At 68.5% G+C, this 23,425-nt stretch carries 20 protein-coding genes; 7 read left to right on the forward strand and 13 right to left on the reverse strand.

Going from position 1 to position 23,425, the window contains the following annotated elements; genetic code table 11:
- Positions 1 to 9: 9 nt before the first annotated feature.
- The 6 genes from OG947_RS09840 to OG947_RS09865 form a co-directional block, all read right to left on the reverse strand.
- On the reverse strand, positions 10 to 1,458 hold the full coding sequence (locus tag OG947_RS09840; protein WP_328813813.1) for a hypothetical protein: 1,449 nt from the start codon (positions 1,456 to 1,458) through the stop codon (positions 10 to 12).
- The gene (locus OG947_RS09845; RefSeq protein ID WP_081821410.1) at positions 1,458 to 1,982 is read right to left on the reverse strand and encodes a signal peptidase I; all 525 of its coding nucleotides are present in this window, start codon (positions 1,980 to 1,982) and stop codon (positions 1,458 to 1,460) included. The genes OG947_RS09840 and OG947_RS09845 overlap by 1 nt, the downstream gene beginning before the upstream one ends.
- Before the next feature lie 25 nt (positions 1,983 to 2,007).
- Positions 2,008 to 2,625 (reverse strand): hypothetical protein, encoded by a 618-nt coding sequence (locus OG947_RS09850; RefSeq protein WP_328813814.1) that lies wholly within the window; start codon positions 2,623 to 2,625, stop codon positions 2,008 to 2,010.
- Positions 2,626 to 2,688: 63 nt separating this feature from the next.
- On the reverse strand, positions 2,689 to 3,351 hold the full coding sequence (locus OG947_RS09855) for a SipW-dependent-type signal peptide-containing protein (protein ID WP_328813815.1): 663 nt from the start codon (positions 3,349 to 3,351) through the stop codon (positions 2,689 to 2,691).
- A gap of 339 nt (positions 3,352 to 3,690) precedes the next feature.
- The gene (locus OG947_RS09860; protein ID WP_328813816.1) at positions 3,691 to 5,214 is read right to left on the reverse strand and encodes a catalase; all 1,524 of its coding nucleotides are present in this window, start codon (positions 5,212 to 5,214) and stop codon (positions 3,691 to 3,693) included.
- A gap of 161 nt (positions 5,215 to 5,375) precedes the next feature.
- Positions 5,376 to 6,461 (reverse strand): SMP-30/gluconolactonase/LRE family protein, encoded by a 1,086-nt coding sequence (locus OG947_RS09865; protein WP_328813817.1) that lies wholly within the window; start codon positions 6,459 to 6,461, stop codon positions 5,376 to 5,378.
- Positions 6,462 to 6,661: 200 nt separating this feature from the next.
- Between OG947_RS09865 and OG947_RS09870 the strand changes: the two genes are divergently transcribed.
- Positions 6,662 to 7,810, forward strand: coding sequence for a hypothetical protein (locus tag OG947_RS09870; RefSeq protein ID WP_027506657.1), 1,149 nt, complete (start codon positions 6,662 to 6,664; stop codon positions 7,808 to 7,810).
- Positions 7,811 to 7,882: 72 nt separating this feature from the next.
- Here OG947_RS09870 and OG947_RS09875 read toward each other — a convergent pair whose 3' ends face one another.
- The 4 genes from OG947_RS09875 to OG947_RS09890 form a co-directional block, all read right to left on the reverse strand.
- A complete protein-coding gene (locus tag OG947_RS09875; protein WP_222633313.1) occupies positions 7,883 to 9,589 on the reverse strand; it encodes a GMC oxidoreductase in 1,707 nt (568 codons plus the stop codon).
- Positions 9,586 to 11,061, reverse strand: coding sequence for a flavin-containing monooxygenase (locus tag OG947_RS09880; RefSeq protein WP_051613577.1), 1,476 nt, complete (start codon positions 11,059 to 11,061; stop codon positions 9,586 to 9,588). Before OG947_RS09880 ends, OG947_RS09875 begins: the two co-directional genes overlap by 4 nt.
- 56 nt (positions 11,062 to 11,117) lie before the next feature.
- Positions 11,118 to 11,729, reverse strand: a complete 612-nt coding sequence (locus tag OG947_RS09885) for a TetR/AcrR family transcriptional regulator (RefSeq protein ID WP_056443296.1) — start codon at positions 11,727 to 11,729, stop codon at positions 11,118 to 11,120.
- Positions 11,730 to 11,798: 69 nt separating this feature from the next.
- Positions 11,799 to 12,881 (reverse strand): glycosyltransferase, encoded by a 1,083-nt coding sequence (locus OG947_RS09890; protein WP_285187018.1) that lies wholly within the window; start codon positions 12,879 to 12,881, stop codon positions 11,799 to 11,801.
- A gap of 183 nt (positions 12,882 to 13,064) precedes the next feature.
- Here OG947_RS09890 and OG947_RS09895 point away from each other — a divergent pair, with 183 nt between their 5' ends.
- Both OG947_RS09895 and OG947_RS09900 read left to right on the forward strand, forming a co-directional pair.
- A complete protein-coding gene (locus OG947_RS09895; protein ID WP_027506653.1) occupies positions 13,065 to 13,262 on the forward strand; it encodes a PspC domain-containing protein in 198 nt (65 codons plus the stop codon).
- A gap of 291 nt (positions 13,263 to 13,553) precedes the next feature.
- Positions 13,554 to 14,243: a hypothetical protein gene (locus tag OG947_RS09900; protein WP_328813818.1), complete on the forward strand. Its 690-nt coding sequence runs from the start codon at positions 13,554 to 13,556 to the stop codon at positions 14,241 to 14,243.
- Between the two features lie 128 nt (positions 14,244 to 14,371).
- Here OG947_RS09900 and OG947_RS09905 read toward each other — a convergent pair whose 3' ends face one another.
- Positions 14,372 to 15,415, reverse strand: a complete 1,044-nt coding sequence (locus OG947_RS09905) for an aspartate-semialdehyde dehydrogenase (RefSeq protein ID WP_328813819.1) — start codon at positions 15,413 to 15,415, stop codon at positions 14,372 to 14,374.
- Between the two features lie 7 nt (positions 15,416 to 15,422).
- Positions 15,423 to 16,688, reverse strand: coding sequence for an aspartate kinase (locus tag OG947_RS09910; RefSeq protein ID WP_027506651.1), 1,266 nt, complete (start codon positions 16,686 to 16,688; stop codon positions 15,423 to 15,425).
- Between the two features lie 128 nt (positions 16,689 to 16,816).
- On the opposite strand from OG947_RS09910, the gene OG947_RS09915 reads away from it, so the two are divergent.
- Together OG947_RS09915 and leuA are read left to right on the forward strand one after the other, a co-directional pair.
- Positions 16,817 to 18,493 (forward strand): FUSC family protein, encoded by a 1,677-nt coding sequence (locus OG947_RS09915; protein ID WP_328813821.1) that lies wholly within the window; start codon positions 16,817 to 16,819, stop codon positions 18,491 to 18,493.
- 168 nt (positions 18,494 to 18,661) lie between these two features.
- Positions 18,662 to 20,482, forward strand: coding sequence for a 2-isopropylmalate synthase (gene leuA / locus OG947_RS09920; RefSeq protein WP_027506649.1), 1,821 nt, complete (start codon positions 18,662 to 18,664; stop codon positions 20,480 to 20,482).
- A 48-nt stretch (positions 20,483 to 20,530) separates the two neighbouring features.
- Here the strand turns inward: leuA and OG947_RS09925 are convergent, their stop codons facing one another.
- Positions 20,531 to 21,424 (reverse strand): LysR family transcriptional regulator, encoded by an 894-nt coding sequence (locus OG947_RS09925; RefSeq protein WP_328813822.1) that lies wholly within the window; start codon positions 21,422 to 21,424, stop codon positions 20,531 to 20,533.
- Between the two features lie 72 nt (positions 21,425 to 21,496).
- Here OG947_RS09925 and OG947_RS09930 point away from each other — a divergent pair, with 72 nt between their 5' ends.
- Together OG947_RS09930 and OG947_RS09935 are read left to right on the forward strand one after the other, a co-directional pair.
- A complete protein-coding gene (locus OG947_RS09930; protein WP_285187000.1) occupies positions 21,497 to 22,456 on the forward strand; it encodes an EamA family transporter in 960 nt (319 codons plus the stop codon).
- A gap of 38 nt (positions 22,457 to 22,494) precedes the next feature.
- Entirely contained in the window at positions 22,495 to 23,406 is a 912-nt protein-coding gene (locus OG947_RS09935; protein WP_328813823.1) for an iron-siderophore ABC transporter substrate-binding protein, read from the forward strand.
- Positions 23,407 to 23,425: the final 19 nt, after the last annotated feature.

The raw sequence follows: 23,425 nt of genomic DNA on the forward strand, positions 1-23,425 counted from the left end.
AGGGCAGCGTCACGACCGGGTGGCCGCCTCCACCGGCACCGTCTCCCCCGTGAGCGTCCTCGGCGACCAGAGCCCGTCGGTCGTGGCAGCGGCGATGCCAGGTGGCGACAGCGCCACCGGAGTGAAGACGACCGCCGACCCGTCACCACACGCGAACGGCACCGCGTCCTCGGTGGGGGTGCCGGCCACACACGTCAGGCCGTCCGATGTCACCAGTCTCGTCACGGACCCGTCGGGTGGGCCGGAGAACTCGGTCGCCGCGGGCGTGACGGAGGTGGTGGTCGAGGCCGTGGTGGTCGAGGCCGTGATCGCGGTCGTCGTCAGGGGGTTGTCCGTCGTGTCAGGTGTCGGTGCGATGGTGATCGTCGGCGTCGGTGCCGTCGTGACGGTCGTCGTCGTGGTCGAGGCGGTGGTCGATGTGGTGGTCGCTGCGGTGGTCGCGGTCTCTGCCGAGGTCGTCGTCGTCGTACCGGCTGTCGACGTCGCTGCTTCCGGCGTCGTCGACGGGGCCGCCGGAGTCGTCGAGAAGGCCTCCGGCACCGCTACCCGAGCAGCGGGCTCCGCGCTCGCTACGACCGGCGCTGCGACATCCTTCCCACACATCGCGTCGACGACTACGAGCCGGAACGTGATCGGAACGAGTCCGATGTAGGTGAGGGTGCCGTCGACCGTCAGTGTCGACCGTGCCTGGCCGGCAGACTGGGTCACCGCACTGGTGATCGTTCCCGCGAGCCGCGGAACCAGCACTCCGGTCGGGCGGTCGAACGCCGTCGTTCCGCCCGCCGCGGGTATCGCGACGGCCTGATTTCGGATGCTGATCGTGCCCTGATCGCCGGCGGTCGCGTTGGCCGCGCGAGCCCCGGTCGCGGTGGTCGACGCCGTCGACGTGGAGAAGTTGCAGGACGCCGTGGCCGTGACCGCGGAGGGCAGGGTGACGACCTGCACGGACCCCAGACCGGCAAGCAGTTCTGCGCGCAGTGTGTAGGTCGACAATGTGCTCGTCGCGTACACCTTCTGGGCAGCACCGGTGCACTGGGGCGGTGAACCCGGACCCCATGCATAGGACGCGCACGTGTCACCGACGATCGGGGAGGTGTCGGTGACCCCTCGGGAGATCAGCTGGTTGACCAGGCCCAGTACGCCGCCGTTGCGATACGGCCCGGCGTTCGAGGCAGTCGAGGCACCGGGAACCGTCTGAGTCCTGCTCGCGGTCACCCCGGACCACGGCATGCTGGTTCCACCGGAAAGCAGATTGAACACGAGACCGGAGGCAGACACGACTCGCCCCGCCTCCGCGTACGCGCTACCGCTCGTCGGCCAGTATCCGGGCGTCACGGTGGTGGCGAGGTGCTCTCGCCCGACCCACGCGGCGTCGGTGGAGGAGGTGCGGACGACCGTCGCGACGAAGGTCGACAGCACCGCGACGAGAACGACGGCCGTGGAGAGGCGTCGACGCATCAGGTTCTCGCCCGCGGTGTTCGGGGCCAGAAGACGGCGACGACCAGCACCGTCATGGCGATGGTGATCGCCCCCAGCACCAACGGGTGCGAGAACCACACGATCACCTTCGCGAGGCCGGGGATCGACCACAGAACCTTGCGGACCTCCGTGACCTTGTATCCGGCGGGGTCCTCGTACTCGTTGGCATCGCCCTTGAGTTCCAGAACGGTCGTGCCGTCCGTGCTGGGTGACGTCCGCACCACCCGGTGCGTGACGGGGAGTTCTCCGGCCCGGTCGACGGTCACGATGTCACCGGGAGCCACTGTGTCGGCGGCGACTTCGCGTACAACGGCCAGCGATCCGGTGGGGATGGTGGGCGACATGGAGCCGGTCTTGAACATGATGAGCGTGATGTTCATCGTGAACGCCAGGATCACCAGAACGATGCACACCACACCACCGACCGCGAGCACGTTCAGCACGGCATCGCCGATGCGCGTGAGGGCCCGCCGCTCGGTGGGGGCCACGTGGCGAGTAGTCATGGAGAACACTCCGTTCCGGGCGGGGTCATGTCGTTCCGACGAAGGTCCACGTCGCGGGGAACGAAGTTTGTAGTGTCGCGTTGGTCCACACCGCCAGCGTGTCCGGCAGGCTCAGCCGAAAACACAGGGGCACAGGGGAGCCCGTCGCACTGGAGGTTCCCGCGGGCAGAATCACGGCGTTCGCTGCAGAATCTGTCGTCACCGGTACGTCCGCCGCGGCCGATCCGATGACATAGGACGCCCCGGGTGCGGTGAAGTTCGCCGCGACACAGGTCGCCGAGCGGATGACGGAGTACCGCAGCACGGATCCGAGCCCAGCAGTGGTCGAGGTCGCGTCCACGGTGACGCGGATCTGGGGCGACGCGGTGACAGCCCGGAGCGACACGGCGCCGTACGTGGACTGGCCGGGAAGAAGCGATGCGGCGCTGAGAGTCATGACGGCAGGCGCGTTCGCCGGATGCGCCGCCCACGTACCGCCGTTGTTCACGGAAGACTCCAGACCGAACGGGCTGGTGGTGAAACGAGAACTGCCGATTGCCCGGTCCACCCAGGATGCCGCGACAGTGGTCGCGCTGAGGGCCGCGACGACGGCGCCCACCACGAGCAAGAGGGCCGCGCCGACACGGGCCCGCCTACCCGGCATCGGGATCAGGCGGGTCCGTGAGGACCTGTGTCGAACCACGAGACTGTTGCGACGTGACCGAAGTCAGACCACCGCTTCGGCTGCGAACTGCCACGTGACGACGCCCGTCGTCTGTCCCGCCACGACGTTCGGGGCGACGGCCTGCGGAAGGGTCACGGCGAAGCACAGCGACACCGGACTGCCGTCAGCAGGCACACTGATCGCGTCCACGGCGCTCCCGTCCCCGAGTGCACTGCCGGCCGCGACGACGTCGGTTCCACCGCCCAGTATCGCTGCGTTGCAGTTGTCCGCCGAGACGCCCGACACCACCTGGTAGGTCAGCGCGGTGGCAAGGGGACCCGTGATCGGAGTCGCTCCGTTCAGTGTCACGTCTGCCGGGTAGGCGCCGCCCGGGGTAGTGCCGGTGCCGACTCGAAGTGCCACCGGCGCGTAGACCGTCAAGCCAGGACTCATGGCCGCGAAACCCGTGGTGTACGCGAAGGTGCCGGCTGTTCCGACCGTGTCGTACTCGTTCCAGACGCCGGTACCACCGGTGGAGAAGTCGCCCTGGACGTTCCAGTTCTCCGCCGAGAACTGTGCTTGCCCGAACACGTTGTCGGTCCAGACGGCCAATGTCACCGCCGCTCCCACGCCGAGAACCAGCCCGCCCGCGAGGAGCGCTCGAACCTTGCGGCGACGGACATCGCGCTGGTCACGCTCTGTCTCGACGGTGAGATCGGTGGTCATGGCAGGTCCCCGTTTCGCTTCGACGAGCCATTACCGCAATGGCTGCGAGCGAACTGTAGATCTATTCTCGAAACCACACATACCGAACGTTCTTCAATTTCCGCGAACCATTGATAGGTACTCGAGGTAACACAGACCGATCGGGCGATACGACGAGGCCGTTCGATGAACCGGGCCGGGACGTGAGCCTGTCGGCGTTGCCACCGCCGCTTCGGTGCCCGAAGCAGCGAGCCGGCAGAGAATTCTGACCACACGTTTCAAACGTGATCTACATCGCACACGGCAACGCCCGCCGCACCCGCTGAGGGTGCGACGGGCGGCGTCGGAAATCGGAGCGGATCAGACCTTCGCGGCCTCGTCGGCCGGGTCGTCCACCGCGCCGGCGCCGGTCGTGGGGGCGGTCTCGCCCTGTCCGGAGCGCACACCCTCCTCGACCTTCTTGCCGATCTCGGGGTCGACGTTGCTCCAGTACTGGAACACCCGCTGCAGCACAGGCTCGGTGACACCGTTGAGCGCGTGGCCGACGATGTTGCCCACGAGACGCTCGCGGGCGTCGTCGTCCATGATCTCGCGCACGAGAATGCCGGCCTGGACGAAGTCGCCGTCCTCGGGATGCTGCACGTACCCGGTGCGCACGAATCGGGGCTCGAAGTCCCAGGCACCGTCGTCGCCGTACGCGTTCGTGTCGGCGGCGGGACCACCGTACGAGTTCGGGGCGTACACGGGCGTCTCCGCGGAGTTGTAGTGGATGTTCATCGCACCCTCCTTGGAGTAGGAGTTGATCTCCGCCTTCGCCCGATTGACCGGCAGCTGCGCGTAATTGGTGCCGATGCGGTACCGGTGCGCGTCCGCGTAGCTGAAGATGCGTCCGAGCAACATCTTGTCCGGGCTCGCACCGATGCCCGGAACGAGGTTGGACGGCTCGAACGAGCTCTGCTCGATCTGGGCGTGGAAGTTCTCCGGGTTCTTGTTCAAGGTCATCGTGCCGACCTCGATCAACGGGTAGTCCTTCTGCGACCAGACCTTGGTCAGATCGAACGGGTTGTACCTGTACGTCTCGGCATCGTCGTACGGCATGATCTGCACCTTGACGGTCCAGCTCGGGAAGTCGCGGTTGCGGATCGATCCGAACAGGTCCTGACGATGATGATCGGGCGACGTGCCCGCCAGCTCGTCGGCCTTGTCCTGTGTCAGGTAGTCGATGCCCTGATCCGTCTTGAAGTGGAACTTGACCCACGACTTGGTGCCGTCGGCAGCGATGAACTGGTACGTGTGCGAACCGAAACCGTCCATGTGGCGGAACGACTTCGGGATTCCGCGGTCACCCATCAGCCAGGTCACCTGGTGCGCCGACTCGGGCGACAGGGTCCAGAAGTCCCACTGCATGTTGTTGTCTCGGAGACCGGAGTCGGGCATGCGCTTCTGGCTGCGGATGAAGTCCTGGAACTTCAACGGATCGCGCACGAAGAACACCGGCGTGTTGTTGCCGACCATGTCCCAGTTGCCTTCGGTGGTGTAGAACTTCAGCGCGAAACCGCGGGGGTCGCGCCACGTGTCGGGGCTGCCCTGCTCGCCCGCGACGGTGGAGAAGCGCGCCAGCATCTCGGTCTTCGCGCCGGGCTGGAACACCGCCGCCCGCGTGTACTGCGAGATGTCACCGGTGACCTCGAACGTGCCGAAGGCGCCTGCACCCTTGGCGTGCACCACACGCTCCGGGACCCGCTCACGGTTGAACTGCGCCATCTTCTCGATGAGGTAGTGATCGTGCAGCAGGATCGGTCCCTGCGCACCCGCAGTGAGGGAGTGCTCGTCGCTGGGAACCGGGATACCGGCGTTGTTGGTCGTGGGCCTCGGCTGTGTCATGAGTCCAGTGCCTCCTGTTCGTGGCAGACGCGAAGCGTCGCGGTGTGACGCAGAACGTCCGTCGTACCCGCATACCCGGGCAGCGACTCGCGCACACGCAGAATGTCGATCCGTTCCAGTATGACCCCTTTTCTGGAATCAGTCCAGTTACGTTCGTGGTGTCAGGGCGACGGGTACAGGAGGGGCAGTCCCCGCTCCCCCACGCCCAACTCCTGGATCGACCACTCGCGGGGATCGATCGCGTACTGGGAATGGTTGGTCGCCAACACCGACGTGCCGCGGAAGGCCAACGATGCGGGAGTGACGAGAGGCACCGCCAGCGTCGCCCTCGCTTCGGGGGACGGGAGCGCGCCGACGACGCCACGTCCGGGCTCCACGATCTCGACGTCGTTGATGATCGGGTTCGCGACCGCCACGTAGACGCGGCCCGACTCCCCGATGGCGATGCCGTCACCCTGTGACGTCGTGGCGATCTCCTCGCGAGTACCCGGACCACCGTTCCCGTCGACGCCGAGGCGGAACAGCTTCCCGCGGAAGATCGACGGGTCCCCTGTCAGGGAGATCGTGACCACGAAGACGAGGCGGCCCTGCGCGTCGAACTGCATGCCGTTGACGCTGTACAGCGACACGAAATCTGGACTCTGGTACCAGATCCGAGCCTCACCGCCGCCGGCCGGCACCTTCCAGATGGTGGCCTGGTTCAGATCGCTCACGTACAGATTGCCCGCCGCGTCGAACACCGGGTAGTTGGGCCACGCGGGTCGATCGACAGGGCTCGGCTCGCACGGGACGATCCCCCGACCACAGGACGGCAGATCGGGGAACGTCGCGTAGACCGACTGGGCTCCCGATGCAGGATCGAGTCGTACCGCACGCGCACCCGACCAGTCGAGCGCGTACACCCGGCCCGCACCGTCCAGCGCGATGCCGTTGACCCCGTGCTCGGCGTCCGGGGAATGCCCCACGAGATCGTAGGTGCCGATCAGTGCACCGGATCCGTCGTGATGCCAGACCGTTCCCGTCGATCGGGGCCGATTCGATCCCGTCCACACGCTGCCGTCGGACGGATCGACGGCGATGCCCTCCGGCTGTCCGGGCAGCGGAAGCTCGGAGAACGTTCGTGCGCCACCGGGCGCCGGCGACGGTTGTACGGCGGGATCCGCACTCCCCGTGGCACTCCCGAACACGGTCATGGCGGCCACTGCCACCACGGTGACCATGACTCTGGTCAGAGAGAACGTCGACACGTCAGGAGCCCCCCGGCACGAATTGCGCAGCACTGTGCTGCTCCGGTGGACACTACGGTCAGTCCGACCGTCCCCTCGTGTCCACTCGTCCAGGGCCGAGTAGCGGGCATTGTGCCAGGTCACACACATGTCGGAGATGGGGGATTCGTGTGGCACTCTTCGGTCGTCGAGATGGCAGCAGTTCTGGGGGGAATACAACAATGCACAGTCGTTCGAGCAGATCCGGTCTTCTGCGGCGGGCGGGACTCGTCGCCGCTGCGGCCGTCACCGCGGTCGCCTCCTTCACGGGCACCGCCTCGGCCGACCCGGGACCGGTGGCACCGTCGACCCTTCTCGGATCGATCAGCGACGGCCCCGGCCAGTTCCACGTCTTCCGCACGGTGGACAGCGGCAATCGGCCGACTGCCGAGGACACCGCGCGGTGCAACGCCCAGTACGGCGTTCCGGCCCAGTACCTCCTCGTCGAACGTCTCGACGCCCGTATGTACACGTTCCAGTCGGACCCCGCGTCCGGCGTGCTGACCGCCGAGACGGCGCGCAACGTCGGACCTATCTACGTGTGCGACGGGCTGGGGCTCGACGGAACCCAGATCCTCGACCAGTGGGGCACTCTCGACGCTCCCGGCCTCGGCCGTCTCGACATGCGCGGACCGTGCGGCTTCGAGCTCTACCCCGGATCGCCCGGACGCGGCGCCGTCGATTGCGTTCTCCGCATCCAGCCCAACGCGTCCGGTGTGAGCGCCGGTGTCGCCACCAGCAACTCGGTGGCCAACCCGTTGCGTCTGCCCGGTGGACGCACCGGATCGGTGTGGACGCTGTACTCGCTCGGCGAGGGCACCGCGCCCGTCGATTCGGCTCCGCCCGCCGGAATCCCGCAGCCGACGGGCCCGATCGCCTACAACGTGACACGCGAGGTGAACTCCCGATCGGTGGGATCGTCGCCGTCCTGTGCGGGAGGCGAGCGCACCACCGAACTGCACGCGGCGAGTGTGGATCCGGCCACGGGCGCGGCCTCGACCTCGCCCAGCGAGATCACGGCCGCGACGGCGCGTGTCTGCTACTCCCCGACGGCGCAGCCCGAATTCGGTGCTGCCCTGACCGTCACGTACGACAACCTGCCCGGTGGCCCGCTGACGGTCGAGGGACGCGGTCAGTGCCGCCAGAACTCGCTGCCCGGCATCGCCGACGTGCAGCAGAGTTGCGGCCTCACCCTCCCGCCGAACCCCGCACGCGGACTGGCCGGCGGACAGGTGACCATCAACGGACTGGTGCCGGCCGGTGACCCGGCAGGGTCCGCCAACTCGGCGATCTGGACCACCTCGCTGCTGGGACCCATCTCCGGCAAGTGACCGAACGGGACAGGCCCCGATCTCCGCGAGGAGGTCGGGGCCTGTGTCGTCTCGGGGTCGAGCCCGCGCGAGTCAGCGGTTCCGACCCACCACGGTGAGCGGGAGTCGCAGTGCGCCGGGTGCTTCGGCGGGAACCACGGGAGCGACGGGGCGGACCGGGGCGAGGGGTTCGTACCCTGTGCCGACCGGCGGACGCTGATCGTTTTCTCCCTTGTTCGGCCACAGGGCCATCGCCCGCTCAGCCTGGGCGGTGATGGTGAGCGACGGATTGACGCCGAGGTTCGCGCTCACGGCCGATCCGTCGACGACGTGCAGACCCTCGTGCCCGAACACCCGGTGGTACGCGTCGATGACGCCCCGTTCCGGCGTCGCACCGATGACACAACCACCGAGGAAGTGCGCGGTCATGGGAATGTCGAACACGTCCGCGAACGAGCCACCCGGGTCGCCGCCGATCTTGTCCGCGGCCTTCCTGATCGCGATGTGACCCTCCGGAATCCACTTCGGCGGCGGGCTGCCACCTCCCGGGCGAGAGGTCAGACGCCGACCGAATCGACCTTTCCTGGAACCGAGTTCCAGCGAGTTGTCGTCGGTCTGCATGACGAGCGCTATGACGGTGCGTTCCGACCAGTTCTTCACCGACAGGCTGCGCACGGTGGCGGCCGGGTGGCGCAGCGCGACGCCCAGCGTCTTCAGCGGTCGCGGCAGCCTGCCGCCGCCGTCACTGAGAACGGTCTGTAACAGTCCGATGGCGTTGCTGCCCTTGCCGTATCGCACCGGCTCGATGTGCGTGTGATCGTTGGGGTGGAACGACGAGGTGATCGCCACGCCCTCCGTGTAGTCGATCTGCCGGTCACGCGCCGTCGCGGCCAGCACCGCTTCGGAGTTGGTACGCACCACGGACCCGAGCTTGTCCGACAGGTGGGGCAGATCTCCGGTCTCCTTCATCGCCAGCATCAACTTCTGGGTCCCGTAGGTGCCGGCGGCGAAGACGACGTGGTCGGCCGTCATCACGGTCTCCTTGCGCCGCAGCTTCGCACCGGTGCGACGCGTCCGCACCTCGTATCCACCGCCCTCGCGGGGACGCACCGAGGTGACCGTGGTCAGCGGATGCACCATGGCACCGGCTTTCTCGGCGAGGTAGAGGTAGTTCTTCACCAGGGTGTTCTTGGCGCCGACACGGCAGCCCGTCATGCACGCACCGCACTCGGTGCAGCCTGTCCGGGTGGGTCCGACGCCACCGAAGAACGGGTCCGGGACGTCGCGACCCTTCTGCCCCGGCTGACCGAAGAACACGCCGACCGGTGTGGTGCTGAACGTGTCACCGACGCCCATCTCCTCGGCGATGTCGCGCATGACCTTGTCCGCGGGGGTGATGGTCGGGTTGTCCTCGACGCCCAGCATCCGACGCGCCTGCTTGTAGTACGGCGTCATCTCCGCTTCCCAGTCGGTGATGTCACCCCACTGCGGATCCTCGAAGAAGCGGCTCGGGGGCTGGTACAGAGTGTTCGCGTAGTTCAGCGATCCGCCGCCGACACCGGCTCCGGCCATCACCAGGACATTGGGGAGCAGGTGGATCCGCTGCAGTCCGTAGCACCCGATCATGGGCGCCCACAGATACTTCCGCAGTCGCCAGCTCGTCTTGGGCAGCTCGTCGTCCTCGAAACGACGACCGGATTCCAGGACACCGACTCGGTATCCCTTCTCGGTCAGACGCAGGGCGGAGACGCTGCCGCCGAAACCCGATCCGACGACGATGACGTCGTAGGTGTTCTTCATATTGCTGCCTTCTCCGACGGTGTACTTCCCACAGTTCGGCCGACGTCCGGCCCTCCGCGCGCCCGCATCGTGCGGTAGTTCTCGATGTCGAACGCGGCGGTCGCCTTGCGGAACTTCCACGTGAAGGTCGGCCACATGGCCGAGTTCCGTCCACTCGCGTCCAGGTACCAACTCGAACACCCACCGGTGTTCCACACCGTGCCGGCCAGGTCGGCGTCGAGAGACGCGTTCCACTCGTCGACCGCGGACGGACTCACGTCGACGGCATCGACGCTGCGACGCGTCATCTCGCGCAGAGCGGATTCGACGTACGCCGACTGGGACTCGAGCATGTAGACGATCGAGCTGTGTCCCAGGTTGGTGTTCGGCCCGTACATGAGGAAGAGATTCGGGAAGCCGGCCATCGTCGTACCTCGGTAGGCGCGCGGGCTGCCGCCCCACCGCTCGGCGAGAGTTCGACCGTCGCTGCCGCGCAACAGATGTGCGACGGGCGGCTCGGTGGGGGTGAAGCCGGTACCGAAGACGATGGCGTCGACCTCGCGCTCGCGTCCCGCGGCGTCCACCACACCTGTCGGCGTGATCGAGGCCAGACCGCTGTCCACCAGTTCGACGTCCGGTCGCTGCAACGTGTCGTACCAGTCGTTGGACAACAGCATGCGCTTGCAGCCGATGGTGTAGCCCGGCGTGAGGCGCTTCCGGAGTCCGCCGTCGCGCACCTTCAGTCGGAGGAAACCCGTGGCTATCGTGTGCGCGATCGACAGAAGCTTGGGCCGCTTGGCCATCATCTCGACGTACATCTCGCGGTACGCGTAGATCGCACCGCGCTGCGCCTCGAGTGTCCACGGCGCGCGGCGGTAGAACCATCGCTCGATCGGACCGCGCGTGCGGTCCATGCGCGGGATCACCCACGCCGGGGTGCGCTGGAAGACGTGCAGTTGCGACGTGACCGGGGCGATCTCGGGAACGAACTGGATGGCCGACGCACCGGTGCCCACGACGGCGACACGCTTGCCGCGCAGGTCGTAGTCGTGGTCCCACGTCGCGGAGTGGAAGGTGTGGCCGGCGAATGTGTCGAGGCCCGGCACAGCGGGCAGCTTCGGCGTCGAGAGCGTTCCCGTGGCCGCGACCAACACTCGGCAGGTCAGATCACCCTTCTCCGTGGTGACGTCCCAGACGCAGCGTTCCTCGTCCCACTGCGCCCCGAGCAGCGCGCAACCCGTGACGAGACGGTCTCGGATCCCGAAGTCGTCGGCCACCCCGCGCAGGTACCGATGGATCTCCGGTCCACGAGCGAAGGTGTGGCTCCAGTCGGAGTGCGGGGCGAAGGAGAACGAGTACAGCGACGTCGGAACATCGCACGCGACACCGGGATACGTGTTGTCGCGCCAGGTCCCACCGACGTCGTCGGCACGCTCGATCACGAGCACGTCGGCGGACGGGTCCTCGCGGAGCACCCGCGCCGTCACACCCATACCGGCGAATCCCGATCCGACGACGAGAACATCGACGTGCGCGGGCAGTGTGGTCGTCACAGCTCCGTCACCGCCCGCTCCCACTCCGGCAACAATCGTGCACGCATCGCGTGTTCCTCCTCGGGGGTTCGGAAGATGGCCGACACGGCCATCCCTCGTGCGAGTTCGATACTCAGGTCGAAGGCAGCGGGAGACATGCTGTCCCCGTAGAGCTCTCGGCCGCCTTCCTGCAACACCTCGGTCACTCGACGCTCGAGTGGTTCCACCGCGGCGTGCAGTGCCGCATCCGTGCGGGCGGCGACCCACAGTTCGAGCGCCGCGTGGAACAACGGGCCGGAGAAGGCGTCGAGCAGGAGCGCCGGGCCGACGGGCCCACCGCGGTGGACCCCGACCAGCTCGTCGAGGCGTCGCTCGACGAGCCGCTCGACGGCCGCCACGACGAGCGCTTCCTTCGTCGGGAAGTGGTGGAGCTGAGCACCGCGGGACACACCGGCCCGACGTGCGATCTCCTGAGTGCTGGCGCGGGAGTATCCGACGTCCACCAACGTGTCGATGGCGGCGTCGAGAAGCTTGGCCCGCGTGCCGGCGGTGCGCTCGGCCTGCGTCCGGCGGGCGGGCTGGGCAGCCGGCTCGGTCACGGCGGTGGTCTCGGTCACATCTGCGACCATATCGGCTTTCTTACAAACAGTCCAGACTGAATGTAAGTGAGTTAGCCGGAGTTCCGGGCGGGCCGACCGTCACCGCCCGGACAGGACCTCGAGCATCGATTCCACCGCCGTCGGCCAGCCGTACTGCTCCGCCCTCGCCCTGGCCGTGGGCCGTCCGCCCGAGGGGAGCGCCAGGGTCGCGGCGATGCCCTCGGCGAAGTCGCGAGAGCGATTGGCCACTGCTGCGCCGCAGTCCGGGGTGACGATCTCGGCCAGCGCGGACGTTCCCGAGACCACCGCGGGTGTGCCCGACGCCAGTGCCTCCAGCGCCGCCAGCCCGAACGTCTCGTGCGGTCCGGGAGCGACCGCCACGTCCGCCTCGGCGAGCAACCGTGCGACGCGCTCGCGGTCGGAGACGAACCCGGCGAAGTGCACGGGCAGACCCTCGGCGCGCCGCTCGAGCGCGGACCGCCGCGGACCGTCGCCCACCACCACCAGGCGTGCGTCGATGCCCTCGCGGCGCAGGTGTGCCAGGGCGTCGACGCTCCGCTCGGCGTGCTTCTCCACCGACAGCCGTCCACAGTGCACGAGCCGGATCATCCGTCCCTCGTTGCGATGGCGACGCGACGGGTGGAACAACTCGAGGTCCACCCCGAGTGCGATGCGGTGCGCGTCTGCGCCGATCCGGTCGAACTCCTCCTGCGCGAACGCGGTGGTGCACACCACCGCGTCGTGACCGAGGACGGACCGCCTGTTGGCGACGTCCGCCGCCGCGCGCGCCACCGGGACGGGCAACACCTGTCCGAGCAGTCGGTCCAGCCTCTCGTGGGAGATCATCACGCTGCGAATCCCCCTGTGGCGCGCCCACGTTCCGAGGCCACGCAGGGTCAGACGGTCCGAGATCTCGAGCACGTCCGGTCGCAGACTCGCCGCGACATCGGCCGTCACGGACGGCCTCGCCACCCGGTAGCCACCGGTCATCGGGAGCCGGGTGGACGGGACGGTGATGCGATGCACCCCGGTGGCAGACATCGTCTCGGAGTGGACGTCGCCGGGCACGATGACCGTCACCTCGTGGCCGCGAGCGACATAGCCGGCTCCGAGTTGGTCCACGGCCGTCCGCAGACCGCCCGAACGAGGTCCGTAGAAGTTGGCCACCTGCACGATGCGCATGCGGCCCAGTGTCGAGGTGAGCCGTGTACGGACGAGGACCGCGCCGAGAACGTCGCACGAACACTCACGTCGAGCATTCACCGTCGTCGCACGACGGCGGCACGGGAACCCGGCACCGGCGCCGCACGTTGCCGTGGTGTCCGACCCGCGACGACACGTCACCGACGAAGAAGAGGTCCCACGATGACCAGCCCGGCCCGCAGGCTCACCCGTTCACGTCAGAGCAAGCTCATCGCCGGAGTGTGCGGCGGTCTCGCCGAACGCTTCGGTCTGAGCGCAGGACTCGTGCGCCTGCTGTTCGTCCTCTCGTGCATCCTTCCGGGACCGCAGTTCGTGATCTACCTGGTCCTGTGGATCGCGATCCCCAAGTCGTCCTACTGATCGTTCGATCAGTTCGAGAGTGAGTGCACATCGGGCGCCGTTCCCGTGGCGGGTTCGTATTCCGATCACCGACAACATCTTTGACCAACGGTTGGACAGGGTCTACTTGCAGCACGACTGACCTGCACCTACTGTCGAAGTCGATTCGTCGCACGTGCGGTGTCGTCACCTCGTCCACCGTGCGCTCACGTCGAAGTGCGAGGCGTTCGAGCCCCGGGGCGCCCGGCACCACACGGCCACTCTCGAGCAGGCTGTTCGCCACCACCCTGGCGCGCGGCCGGCAAGGACACGATGTCTTACCACGGCGGTTTCCCGCACCACGGTGATCCTACGGGCCGCGGCGCTCGACCTCGTCCGGGCACTCTCCCCGGTCCCGATCGCGCCCGCGGTCGCTACACGTGGCGCTATCTCGACACCGACGACGCCGCCCGCCTGTGGGACGAGGTGACCGACTGGGTGTGGTGGCTGCGTGACCGCTACGAGCTGACCGAGCGCATCCCCCGCTGCTGGTACCGGCACGGACCGGTGGTCGAGGAGTTCACCGCCGTGTTCGCGTCCTGGAGCGAGGCCTACGGCGGCGAGAGCGGACTGTCCCGCTGGCATTCGCAGGACCTGTGGCCACTGATCGAGCGGCTCGAGGTGATCGCCGGATTCGAACAGTGTCAGGCCGACGGGTGCTCGCACGACTCCGGCTTCCTCCACGCTCCCGAGGGCACCGAGGCGGTCATGGAGCCGCTGGTCGACTCGTCGGGCCGCGATGCCGACGAGCCGGTGTCCACGGTCGATGCGATGGTGGTCGGTGTCGTCGACGAGAGCGTGATGCTCTCGGCCGTGGTCAGCGGCGAGGCGACAGCGCTCGACGCCGGTCTCCCCCACGGGCGCTACCGACTCGACGGACGCCTGTGGACCTGGAGTTCGATCCTGGGTGGGTACGTGCCGTCACGCGACACGCACCGCACCCTGCGCGCCCTCGAGAGCTGAGCGCGCGGGACCGAATCCGACCGGCCTCCGGCCTTCTCGCCTGATCCGACCGGCCTCCGGCCTTCCCGCCGAACCCGACCGGCCTCCGGCCTTCCCGCCTGATCCGACCGGCCTCCGGCCTTCCCGCACTACCGAACGAAGAGTTCGGCGATCTGAATCGTGTTGAGGGCAGCACCCTTGCGCAGGTTGTCGCCGGACACGAACAGCGCGAGTCCGCGACCGTCCGGCACACCGGGATCCTGCCGGATGCGTCCGACGAGCGACTCGTCGGCGCCGGCCGCCTGCAGAGGCGTCGGCACGGCCACCACGCGCACGCCGGGAGCCGACGACAACAGTTCCGTCGCCCGTTCCACGGACAGCGGGTTCGCGAACTCCGCGTTCATCGACAGCGAGTGGCCGGTGAACACGGGAACGCGGACGCACGTGCCGCTCACCAGCAGGTCCGGCAGACCCAGGATCTTGCGGGACTCGTTGCGCAGCTTCTGGTCCTCGTCCGTCTCGCCGCTTCCGTCGTCGACGAGAGAGCCCGCGAGCGGCAGGACGTTGAACGCGATCGGCGCGGTGTAGACCGTCGGATCGGGGTACGCGACGGCGCTGCCGTCGTGCACCAGCTTCTCGGCGTCGGCCACCACGGCGCGCGCCTGCGTCGCCAGTTCCTCGACACCGGCGAGACCGCTGCCGGACACTGCCTGGTAGCTCGAGACGATGAGCCGCTGCAGCCCGGCCTCGTCGTGCAGCACCTTGAGCACCGGCATCGCCGCCATGGTGGTGCAGTTGGGGTTCGCGATGATGCCCTTGACGAGATTCTTCGTCGCCTCGGGGTTCACCTCGCTGACCACGAGCGGGACGTCGGGATCCTTGCGCCACGCGGAGGAGTTGTCGATGACGGTGACGCCGGCGGCGGCGAAGCGCGGCGCCTGCTCGCGGGACATGGTGGCGCCGGCCGAGAACAGCGCGATGTCGAGCCCGGTGGGATCCGCGGTGGACGCGTCCTCCACGGTGATCTCGCCGTCGCCCCACGGCAGGGTCTTGCCGGCGGACCGGGCGGACGCGAAGAAACGGATCGAGGCGACGGGAAACTTACGCTCCGCCAACAAGGTTCGCATGACGGCGCCGACCTGGCCGGTCGCGCCGACGACTCCGATGTGGAGGCCGGTGAAATTCGTGGTCATGGTGCTCCTACCTTCCGGTTCCGCCGTGCACGACGGCGATCTCGTCGCCGCCGAGGCCGAAGGCGGCGTGCAGCACGCGCACGGCCTCGTCGAGCTCGGAGTCCTTGGTCAGCACGGAGATACGGATCTCCGAGGTGCTGATGAGGTCGATGTTGATGCCCGCGTCGGCGAGCGCTTCACAGAACGTCGCGGTGACGCCGGGGTGCGACTTCATGCCGGCGCCGATGAGCGAGACCTTGCCGATGTGGTCGTCGTAGAGCACCTTGGTGAAGCCGATCTCGCCCTGCAGCTTGGTCAGCTTCTCCACCGCGGTGGGTCCGTCGGCCTTGGGGCACGTGAACGTGATGTCGGTCTTGCCGGTGTCGATGCGCGAGACGTTCTGCAGCACCATGTCGATGTTGATCTCGGCGTCCGCGACGGCCCGGAAGACCTTGGCGGCGAAGCCCGGCTGATCGGACAGGCCGACGACCGTGACCTTCGCTTCGCTCCGGTCGTGCGCGACACCGGTCAGAATGGCTTCTTCCACTGGAATGTCCTCCATGGATCCGGACACGATGGTCCCTGGCTTGGTGGTGTACGACGAGCGGACGTGGACGGGAACGTTGTAGCGGCGGGCGTATTCCACGCACCGCAGCATCAGGACCTTGGCGCCGCACGCCGCCATCTCGAGCATCTCCTCGAAAGAAACCTTCTCGAGGTGACGGGCGTCGGGAACGATCCGTGGGTCGGCGGTGAAGATGCCGTCGACGTCGGTGTAGATCTCGCAGACGTCGGCGTTCAGCGCGGCGGCGAGCGCGACGGCGGTGGTGTCCGACCCACCGCGCCCGAGCGTCGTCACGTCCTTGCTGTCCTGGCTGACGCCCTGGAAACCGGCGACGAGGACGATCGAGCCCTCGTCGAGTGCGTCGCGGACGCGCCCGGGCGTCACGTCGATGATCTTGGCGTTGCCGTGCACGCTGGTGGTGACGACGCCGGCCTGCGATCCCGTGAAGGATCGGGCCTCGGCGCCGAGGGAGTGGATGGCCATGGCGACGAGCGCGTTGGAGATGCGTTCGCCCGACGTGAGCAGCATGTCCATCTCGCGCGCGGGCGGCGCGGGGCACACCTGCTGCGCGAGGTCGAGCAGTTCGTCGGTGGTGTCTCCCATCGCGGAGACGACCACGACCACGTCGTGGCCCTTGCGCTTGGTCTCGACGATCCGTTCAGCGACGCGCCGGATCCGCTCGGCGGTCGCCACCGAGGATCCTCCGTACTTCTGAACGACGAGTGCCACGCTGGTGCTACCTCCCGAGTCGAGAACGTCCCGCTGGACATCCACTGGTGCGACGGGTGCCGCCGGAACGGTCAGCAGCCTACCGACCTGCGGGGGTCCGGGGGGAATCGCGTGCCTACCATCAGGTGGTGACAGCCCCGGACCCGTCCGCTCTACCGCCTCGTCCTCGGCGCCGACGACTCTTCGTCGCGGTGCCGTCGGTGGGGCCGCGCTGGCCCGGCGGCCTCCGCGCCGCGCTCGCGTTCGGTGTTCCGGCACTCGCGCTGCTCGCGCTCGGTTTTCCCACCGAGGCCCTGCTGACCGCGGCAGGCGGGTTCGCCGTCGTCTACGGCGAGGGCCGGCCGTTCCGGTCCCGCTGGTCGGTCGTCCTGTGGGCCGGTCTCGCGCTCGTGCTGTCCGCCACCGTCGGCGGCCTCGTGGGCCAGTACGGCGACCCGCGGAACTCCGTGGTGGGCGCCGTCCTCGTCGTCGTGGTGCTCACCGTCCTGGGCACCGTCGCGACCTTCGTGGTGGATGCGCTCCGTCTCGGACCGCCCGGTGCCTTCTTCTTCGTCCTGACCTGCGCGATCGCCACCATCGTCCCGCAGAGCGGGGTGACGGCGTGGGTCAACTCCGCCTGCGTCGCGCTCGGAGCGCTGTGGGCCCTGGTCGTGTCGATGGCACCGGCACTGCGCGACGCGTCGAAACCGGAACGCGACGCCGTGGCAGCCGCCGAGCGGAGCGTGACCGTCTTCGGTGAGGCGCGCACCGCGGGCGATCCCGCGGTCGGTGCCCGGCACCGCGCCGCCGTCGCGGTCGATCGCGCCTGGGCCGCGCTGCACGACGCCGGGATCCCGGCTCGCCGGATCGACGATCCGCTGGTCCTGCGACTACGGAGGGTCCACCTCGACTTCGCGCGCATCATCGGCGACGCACCGCTCGATCCCGAGCACGCGTCGGACACCGTGCACGTCACTCCGGATCACACGCCCTCCGTCCCGATGTCGCGCCCGACGATCAGGTTCCGGCTGCTCCGGGCCCTGCACGTCGATTCCCACGCCACCACCACGGCGCTCCGCGTCTTCTGCGCATCCGCGGCCTCGGGCGCGATCGCCGTCGTCGCCGGACTCGGGCGGCCCGACTGGGCTGTCATCGGCGCGGTCCTCGTGCTGCAACAGGGCCTCGACCGACCACGAGGTACCGTCCGCGCCCTGCACCGCCTGGTGGGCACGGCCGTCGGAGTGGTGCTCTTCGCCGTCGTCTTCTCACTGTCACCGAGCGGGTTCGTGCTGGTCCTGCTGCTGATGGCACTGCAGTTCCTCATCGAACTGGTCATCGCTCGGAACTACGGCATCGCCGTCATGTTCATCACGCCCCTGGCGCTGCTCATCGGCGGCGCGTCCCATCCGGGTGCGCAGGCGTGGCCGCTCGCGACCGAACGTCTCGTCGAGACGTGCATCGGTGTGCTGTGCGCGCTGGCGTCGATGTGGGTGGTCGCTCGACACGCTCATCGGCGGTGCCTGCTCTGGTGCGACGGGCGCGTTCTCGACGCCTGTCGCCGGACGGCAGATCTGCTGCGCACCGTGACACCCACCCATCCGGACGCCATGACCGCGCGGCGAGACGTGCAGTTCGAGCTCGTCGGCGCCGCCTTCGCCGCCGAGCACGCCGTCAGCGACGACCGGGAGTGGACGTCGGCGAGGTGGGAGTCGCACCTGCGAGTCGACGCGGCCGGGTACGACCTCCTGTCCGCCTGCTGGCGCACCGCAGACGGCGCCATGCTGGCGGAACCGGAGCGGTGGGCGGACGTGGCACCGCGCCCGTGAGACGTGCCGGTGTCGTCCGCGCGGGCGACGGAGTAGGGTGACCCGCATGTTCGGCGCCGGGTTCGCCCTCCTCCTTCGTCGCCGCGACGGGGTCTGATTCACAGACCGGCTCCCTGTCGCGGGTCTTTTCGGCGCCGGTCGTCCCCTTCCTCACAACGGAGATCATCGATGTCACCCGCCGACGCTTTCGTATCCGGCTCACGCACGGTCACTACCCCCACCAAGCCTGCGCCCGCCGATCAGCCCTCGTGGAACACCCAGAAGAACTCGTCGATGCCGACGTTCCGGTACCGGTCGTTCGCCGAGGAGGTCGAACCGCTCACCCTCCCCGACCGCACCTGGCCGGACAAGGTCATCGATCGCGCACCCCAGTGGTGCGCCGTGGACCTGCGTGACGGCAACCAGGCACTCATCGACCCGATGAGCCCCGCGCGCAAGCGCCGCATGTTCGAACTGCTGGTTCGTATGGGCTACAAGGAGATCGAGGTCGGTTTCCCGTCCGCGAGCCAGACCGACTTCGACTTCGTCCGCGAGATCATCGAGGACGGTGCGATTCCCGACGACGTCACCATCCAGGTGCTCACCCAGTGCCGGCCGGAACTGATCGAGCGCACGTTCGTCGCGTGCGAGGGCGCCCGCAGCGTCATCGTCCACTTCTACAACTCCACGTCGATCCTGCAGCGCCGCGTGGTCTTCCGCGCGGACCGCGACGCCATCGAGAAGATCGCGACCGACGGTGCCCGCAAGGTGCTCGAGGAGGCGACGAAGTTCCCCGACACGCACTGGCGCTACGAGTACTCGCCCGAGTCCTACACCGGCACGGAGCTCGAGTACGCCAAGAAGGTCTGTGACGCGGTCACCGAGATCATCGCTCCCACACCGGAGAACCCGATGATCCTGAACCTGCCCGCGACCGTCGAGATGGCGACCCCCAATGTCTACGCCGACTCCATCGAGTGGATGCACCGCAATCTCGAACGTCGCGACTCGATCGTGCTGAGCCTGCACCCGCACAACGACCGCGGGACCGGCGTCGCCGCAGCCGAACTGGGCTACCAGGCCGGCGCCGACCGCATCGAGGGCTGCCTCTTCGGCAACGGTGAGCGCACCGGCAACGTCTGCCTGGTCACGCTGGGCCTCAATCTCTTCACTCGCGGAGTCGACCCGCAGATCGACTTCTCCAACATCGACGAGATCCGACGCACCGTCGAGTACTGCAACCAGCTGCCCGTCCACGAGCGCCACCCGTACGGCGGCGACCTGGTCTACACCGCGTTCTCCGGCAGCCACCAGGACGCCGTGAACAAGGGCCTCGACGCGATGAAAGTGTCTGCGGACGAACAGGATCAGGACGTCGACGACGTGCTGTGGCAGGTTCCGTACCTGCCCGTCGACCCCAAGGACGTCGGCCGCACGTACGAGGCCGTGATCCGCGTCAACTCGCAGTCCGGCAAGGGCGGCGTCGCTTACATCATGAAGTCGGACCACGGTCTGGTGCTGCCGCGCCGACTGCAGATCGAGTTCTCCTCGGCCGTGCAGCGCGTCACCGACGGCGAGGGCGGCGAAGTATCGCCCAAGGCCATGTGGGACGTGTTCTCCGAGGAGTACCTGGCCCCGATCGTTCCCCTCGAGCGCATCCGGCAGCGCGTCACCGCGGCCGAGGAGGACGGCGGGATCGACTCGATCTCCGCGATCGTCAAGGTCGACGGCGCCGAGCAGGAGATCACGGGCGACGGCAACGGTCCACTCGCCGCCTTCGTCGACGCGCTGGGCTCCATCGGGTACGACGTCAGCGTCCTCGACTACTCCGAGCACGCCATGTCCGCCGGCGACGACGCCCAGGCCGCGGCCTACGTCGAGGCGGCCGTGCGGCTGCCCGGCGGCGGCGAGACCATCGTGTGGGGTGTCGGTATCGCCACCTCCATCACCACGGCATCACTGCGCGCCGTGGTCTCGGCCGTGAACCGGGCGGCACGATCCGGGGCGTAGCCCTCGTGCGCCTTCTGCGCATCCAGGAATACGCAAAAGGCGCACGGGTCACGCAGTGACCTCCGCGACCCGCGCCGCGAACGCGTCCACCACGGCCCGCACGGCCGGACGCTCCGCGGCGCGGGGTCGTGTCGCCAGGTCGTAGATGCGGGCCGCGCGCACCCCGGCCAACCGGCGTTGCGTGACACCCGGGTGCGTCGAGGCGTGGCGCGGCATCAGCGCGATCCCGTGGCCGTGGGCCACCAGCTCCTCCATGAGCCGGAAGTCGTTGATCCGCAGATTGACTCGCGGCGCCACCCCGGTGACCGTCGCGATGGAGAGCAGCACGTCGTCCACCGGGAACCCTCCGCGGACACTGATCCACCGCTCGTCCGCCAGATCCTCGATGTCGACGGCATCACGCTCCGCCAGCGGGTGCCCCGGCGGCAGCACCAGGTCGATGGGCTCGCGCATCAGTGAACGCACCTCCACCCGCTCGGACGCGATGCTCGGTGCGCGCTCGTCCCGATGCGTCAGCACCACGTCGTAGTCCGCGAGCAACGCCGGCACGGCCGACGCAGGCACGTCCTCGTCCCGGGCGTCGACATCCACACCCGCCTCGGTGAGCCGGCCCAGAACCCCCGGCAGCAACAGTGCGGCGCCCGAGGGGAAGAGCGCCAGTCGAACGGTTCCGCGTGCGCTGCCGCGGTACGACGCCATCTCCTCCGACGCCCGGTCGAGGGCGGCGAGCACGTCGTCGGCGTGAGGAAGCAGCGCGCGTCCCGCCGCGGTGAGCCGCACGCGGCGCCCGTCGGGTTCGAGCAGGGCGACGCCCGCCTCCCTCGCCAACACCTTGAGCTGCTGCGACACCGCGGACGGTGTCATCGACAGCGCGTCGGCGGCCGCGGCGACAGTGCCGCGATCCGCCAGCGCCCGCAAGACGCGCAACCGGTCGACATTCATGTAGCAACGCTACAGCTACCGGTCACCACAATTCGATTGTTCTTAGCAGTCGCACCCGGAACACTCGAGGTCATGACCACTCGCGACCGCCTGCTCGGACTGATCGTCGTGGTGGTCTGGGGACTGAACTTCCTCGCCATCCGCGCCGGGCTCGACCAGTTCCCGCCGTTCTTCTTCGCTGCCCTGCGGTTCGCGGTGATCGCCGTTCCGGTCGTCCTCTTCGTCCGCCGACCGACCGTGCCGGTGCGCTGGCTCCTGCTGTACGGCACGGGTTTCGGCCTCCTGCAGTTCGCGTTCCTCTTCGCCGCGATGAACGCCGGCATGCCCACCGGCCTGGCCTCGCTGGTGCTCCAGTCGTCGGCGCCGTTCACCGTCGTTCTCGGCGCGCTGCTGCTGCGGGAGAAGGTCGGGCCGCGCCAGTGGATCGGGATCGGCATCGCCGTCGGGGGCATGATCCTCATCGGGTGGGATCGCGCCCACAACGCCACCCTCCTGCCCGTGCTGCTGACGCTGCTGGCAGGCCTCAGCTGGGCCTTCGGCAATCTCGGAAACCGATTGGCGACACGAGCATCTCGACCGGCCTCCGGCGTTCCCGTCGAGCCGATGCGACTCATGCTGTGGATGACGGTGGTTCCCCCGCTGCCGATGTTCGCGTTGTCGGCCGTCGTCGAGGGTCCGACCACGGGATGGACCGCCATCGGCGACGTGGTGTCGGCCGGGCAGTTCTCCGGGTTGATCGGGCTCGCCTACATCGTGGTCATCGGCACGATCGCCGGCTCGGGACTGTGGACCGTCCTGATCAGCCGCTACCCCGCCGGCGTCGTCGCGCCGTTCTCGTTGCTGGTCCCGGTCGTCGGCATCGGTGCGTCCTGGCTCGTGCTCGACGAGACGCCGAGCGTCCTCTCCCTCGTCGGTGCGGCCGTCGTGATCGGCGGCTGCACGTGGGGTCTGAGCCGCTCGCCGCGATCCGCGACGACCACACCGACCGAGCCCCGGATCGTGACTCCCCCGTCCGGAGCCACCGTCGGTTAGGGTCCCCTCACCATCACTGTGACGGAGGCTCGGCAAGCGTGTTCGGAAGAAGAAGTACTGTCCTGGCGACCCTGCTCGCCGCGACGGCCCTCGTGGCCTCGGCGTGTTCGACCGATGCGACAGCCGAGGACGCCGCGGACAGCACCCGGACCGTGACCCATGCGCGCGGGGACACGGAGGTGCCCTCGTCGCCGTTGCGAGTCGTCACTCTCGAACCCGTCCAGCTCGACACGAGTGTCGCGCTCGGCGTCGTTCCGGTGGGCACGTCGGTGCTGAGCGAGGCGACGGGGGTGCCCCCGTATCTGGGCGACGAGGCGTCGCGCATCGAGACCGTCGGCACCGTCGCGGAGCCTCGCGTCGAGGCCATCGCGGCTCTGCAGCCGGACCTGATCCTGGGAACGGAGACGCGCCACTCGGAGCTGTACGAGCGGTTGTCCGCGATCGCTCCGACGGTGTTCATGGCGTCGCAGAGCGACCCGTGGCAGGACAACGTCCGCCTCGTCGGGCGCGCCCTCGGACGTGACGCGGAGCCGTTGCTGGGCAAGTACGACGCGCGGTGCGACGAGATCGCCGACAGGTTCGACACCGCCGGGTCGACGGCGCAGCTCATCCGGCCACGCAACGAGGAGCTCACGCTCTACGGACCGCTGTCCTTCGCGGGCAGCACCCTCGAGTGCGCCGGGTTCACCACGCCGCCCCGCCCGGAGTGGTCGAACGAGATCAGTGTCGACGTCTCCCCCGAACTGGCGACGGAGGCCCGCGCCGATCTCGTGGTCGTGACGTCGGCAACACCGGACGATCCGGCGTCGATGCCCACGCCCGTCACGTCGAACACGACGGCGTTCCCGAATCCGCACCTCGTCGACCAGTCGTACTGGATCACCGGCGTGGGACCTCGCGGCGGACAGGCCGTGCTCGACGACATCGAACGGATCCTCGGGGCGTCCTGAGTTCCTTCCCGTGTGGGAG

Origin of the sequence: Rhodococcus sp. NBC_00297 (assembly GCF_036173065.1) — a bacterium.
GTDB lineage: Bacteria > Actinomycetota > Actinomycetes > Mycobacteriales > Mycobacteriaceae > Rhodococcoides.

What these genes read in the sequence shown, in the direction of transcription:
- OG947_RS09885 (WP_056443296.1), bottom strand. Translation starts at nt 11,729, where the DNA reads ATGGTCGCAGATGTGACCGAGACCACCGCCGTGACCGAGCCGGCTGCC.
- OG947_RS09890 (WP_285187018.1), bottom strand. Translation starts at nt 12,881, where the DNA reads ATGCGCATCGTGCAGGTGGCCAACTTCTACGGACCTCGTTCGGGCGGT.
- OG947_RS09860 (WP_328813816.1), bottom strand. Translation starts at nt 5,214, where the DNA reads ATGACACAGCCGAGGCCCACGACCAACAACGCCGGTATCCCGGTTCCC.
- OG947_RS09845 (WP_081821410.1), bottom strand. Translation starts at nt 1,982, where the DNA reads ATGACTACTCGCCACGTGGCCCCCACCGAGCGGCGGGCCCTCACGCGC.
- OG947_RS09855 (WP_328813815.1), bottom strand. Translation starts at nt 3,351, where the DNA reads ATGACCACCGATCTCACCGTCGAGACAGAGCGTGACCAGCGCGATGTC.
- OG947_RS09930 (WP_285187000.1), top strand. Translation starts at nt 21,497, where the DNA reads ATGACCACTCGCGACCGCCTGCTCGGACTGATCGTCGTGGTGGTCTGG.
- OG947_RS09875 (WP_222633313.1), bottom strand. Translation starts at nt 9,589, where the DNA reads ATGAAGAACACCTACGACGTCATCGTCGTCGGATCGGGTTTCGGCGGC.
- OG947_RS09850 (WP_328813814.1), bottom strand. Translation starts at nt 2,625, where the DNA reads ATGCCGGGTAGGCGGGCCCGTGTCGGCGCGGCCCTCTTGCTCGTGGTG.
- OG947_RS09880 (WP_051613577.1), bottom strand. Translation starts at nt 11,061, where the DNA reads ATGGGTGTGACGGCGCGGGTGCTCCGCGAGGACCCGTCCGCCGACGTG.
- OG947_RS09905 (WP_328813819.1), bottom strand. Translation starts at nt 15,415, where the DNA reads ATGACCACGAATTTCACCGGCCTCCACATCGGAGTCGTCGGCGCGACC.
- OG947_RS09895 (WP_027506653.1), top strand. Translation starts at nt 13,065, where the DNA reads ATGACCAGCCCGGCCCGCAGGCTCACCCGTTCACGTCAGAGCAAGCTC.
- OG947_RS09900 (WP_328813818.1), top strand. Translation starts at nt 13,554, where the DNA reads ATGTCTTACCACGGCGGTTTCCCGCACCACGGTGATCCTACGGGCCGC.
- leuA (WP_027506649.1), top strand. Translation starts at nt 18,662, where the DNA reads ATGTCACCCGCCGACGCTTTCGTATCCGGCTCACGCACGGTCACTACC.
- OG947_RS09870 (WP_027506657.1), top strand. Translation starts at nt 6,662, where the DNA reads ATGCACAGTCGTTCGAGCAGATCCGGTCTTCTGCGGCGGGCGGGACTC.
- OG947_RS09925 (WP_328813822.1), bottom strand. Translation starts at nt 21,424, where the DNA reads ATGAATGTCGACCGGTTGCGCGTCTTGCGGGCGCTGGCGGATCGCGGC.
- OG947_RS09840 (WP_328813813.1), bottom strand. Translation starts at nt 1,458, where the DNA reads ATGCGTCGACGCCTCTCCACGGCCGTCGTTCTCGTCGCGGTGCTGTCG.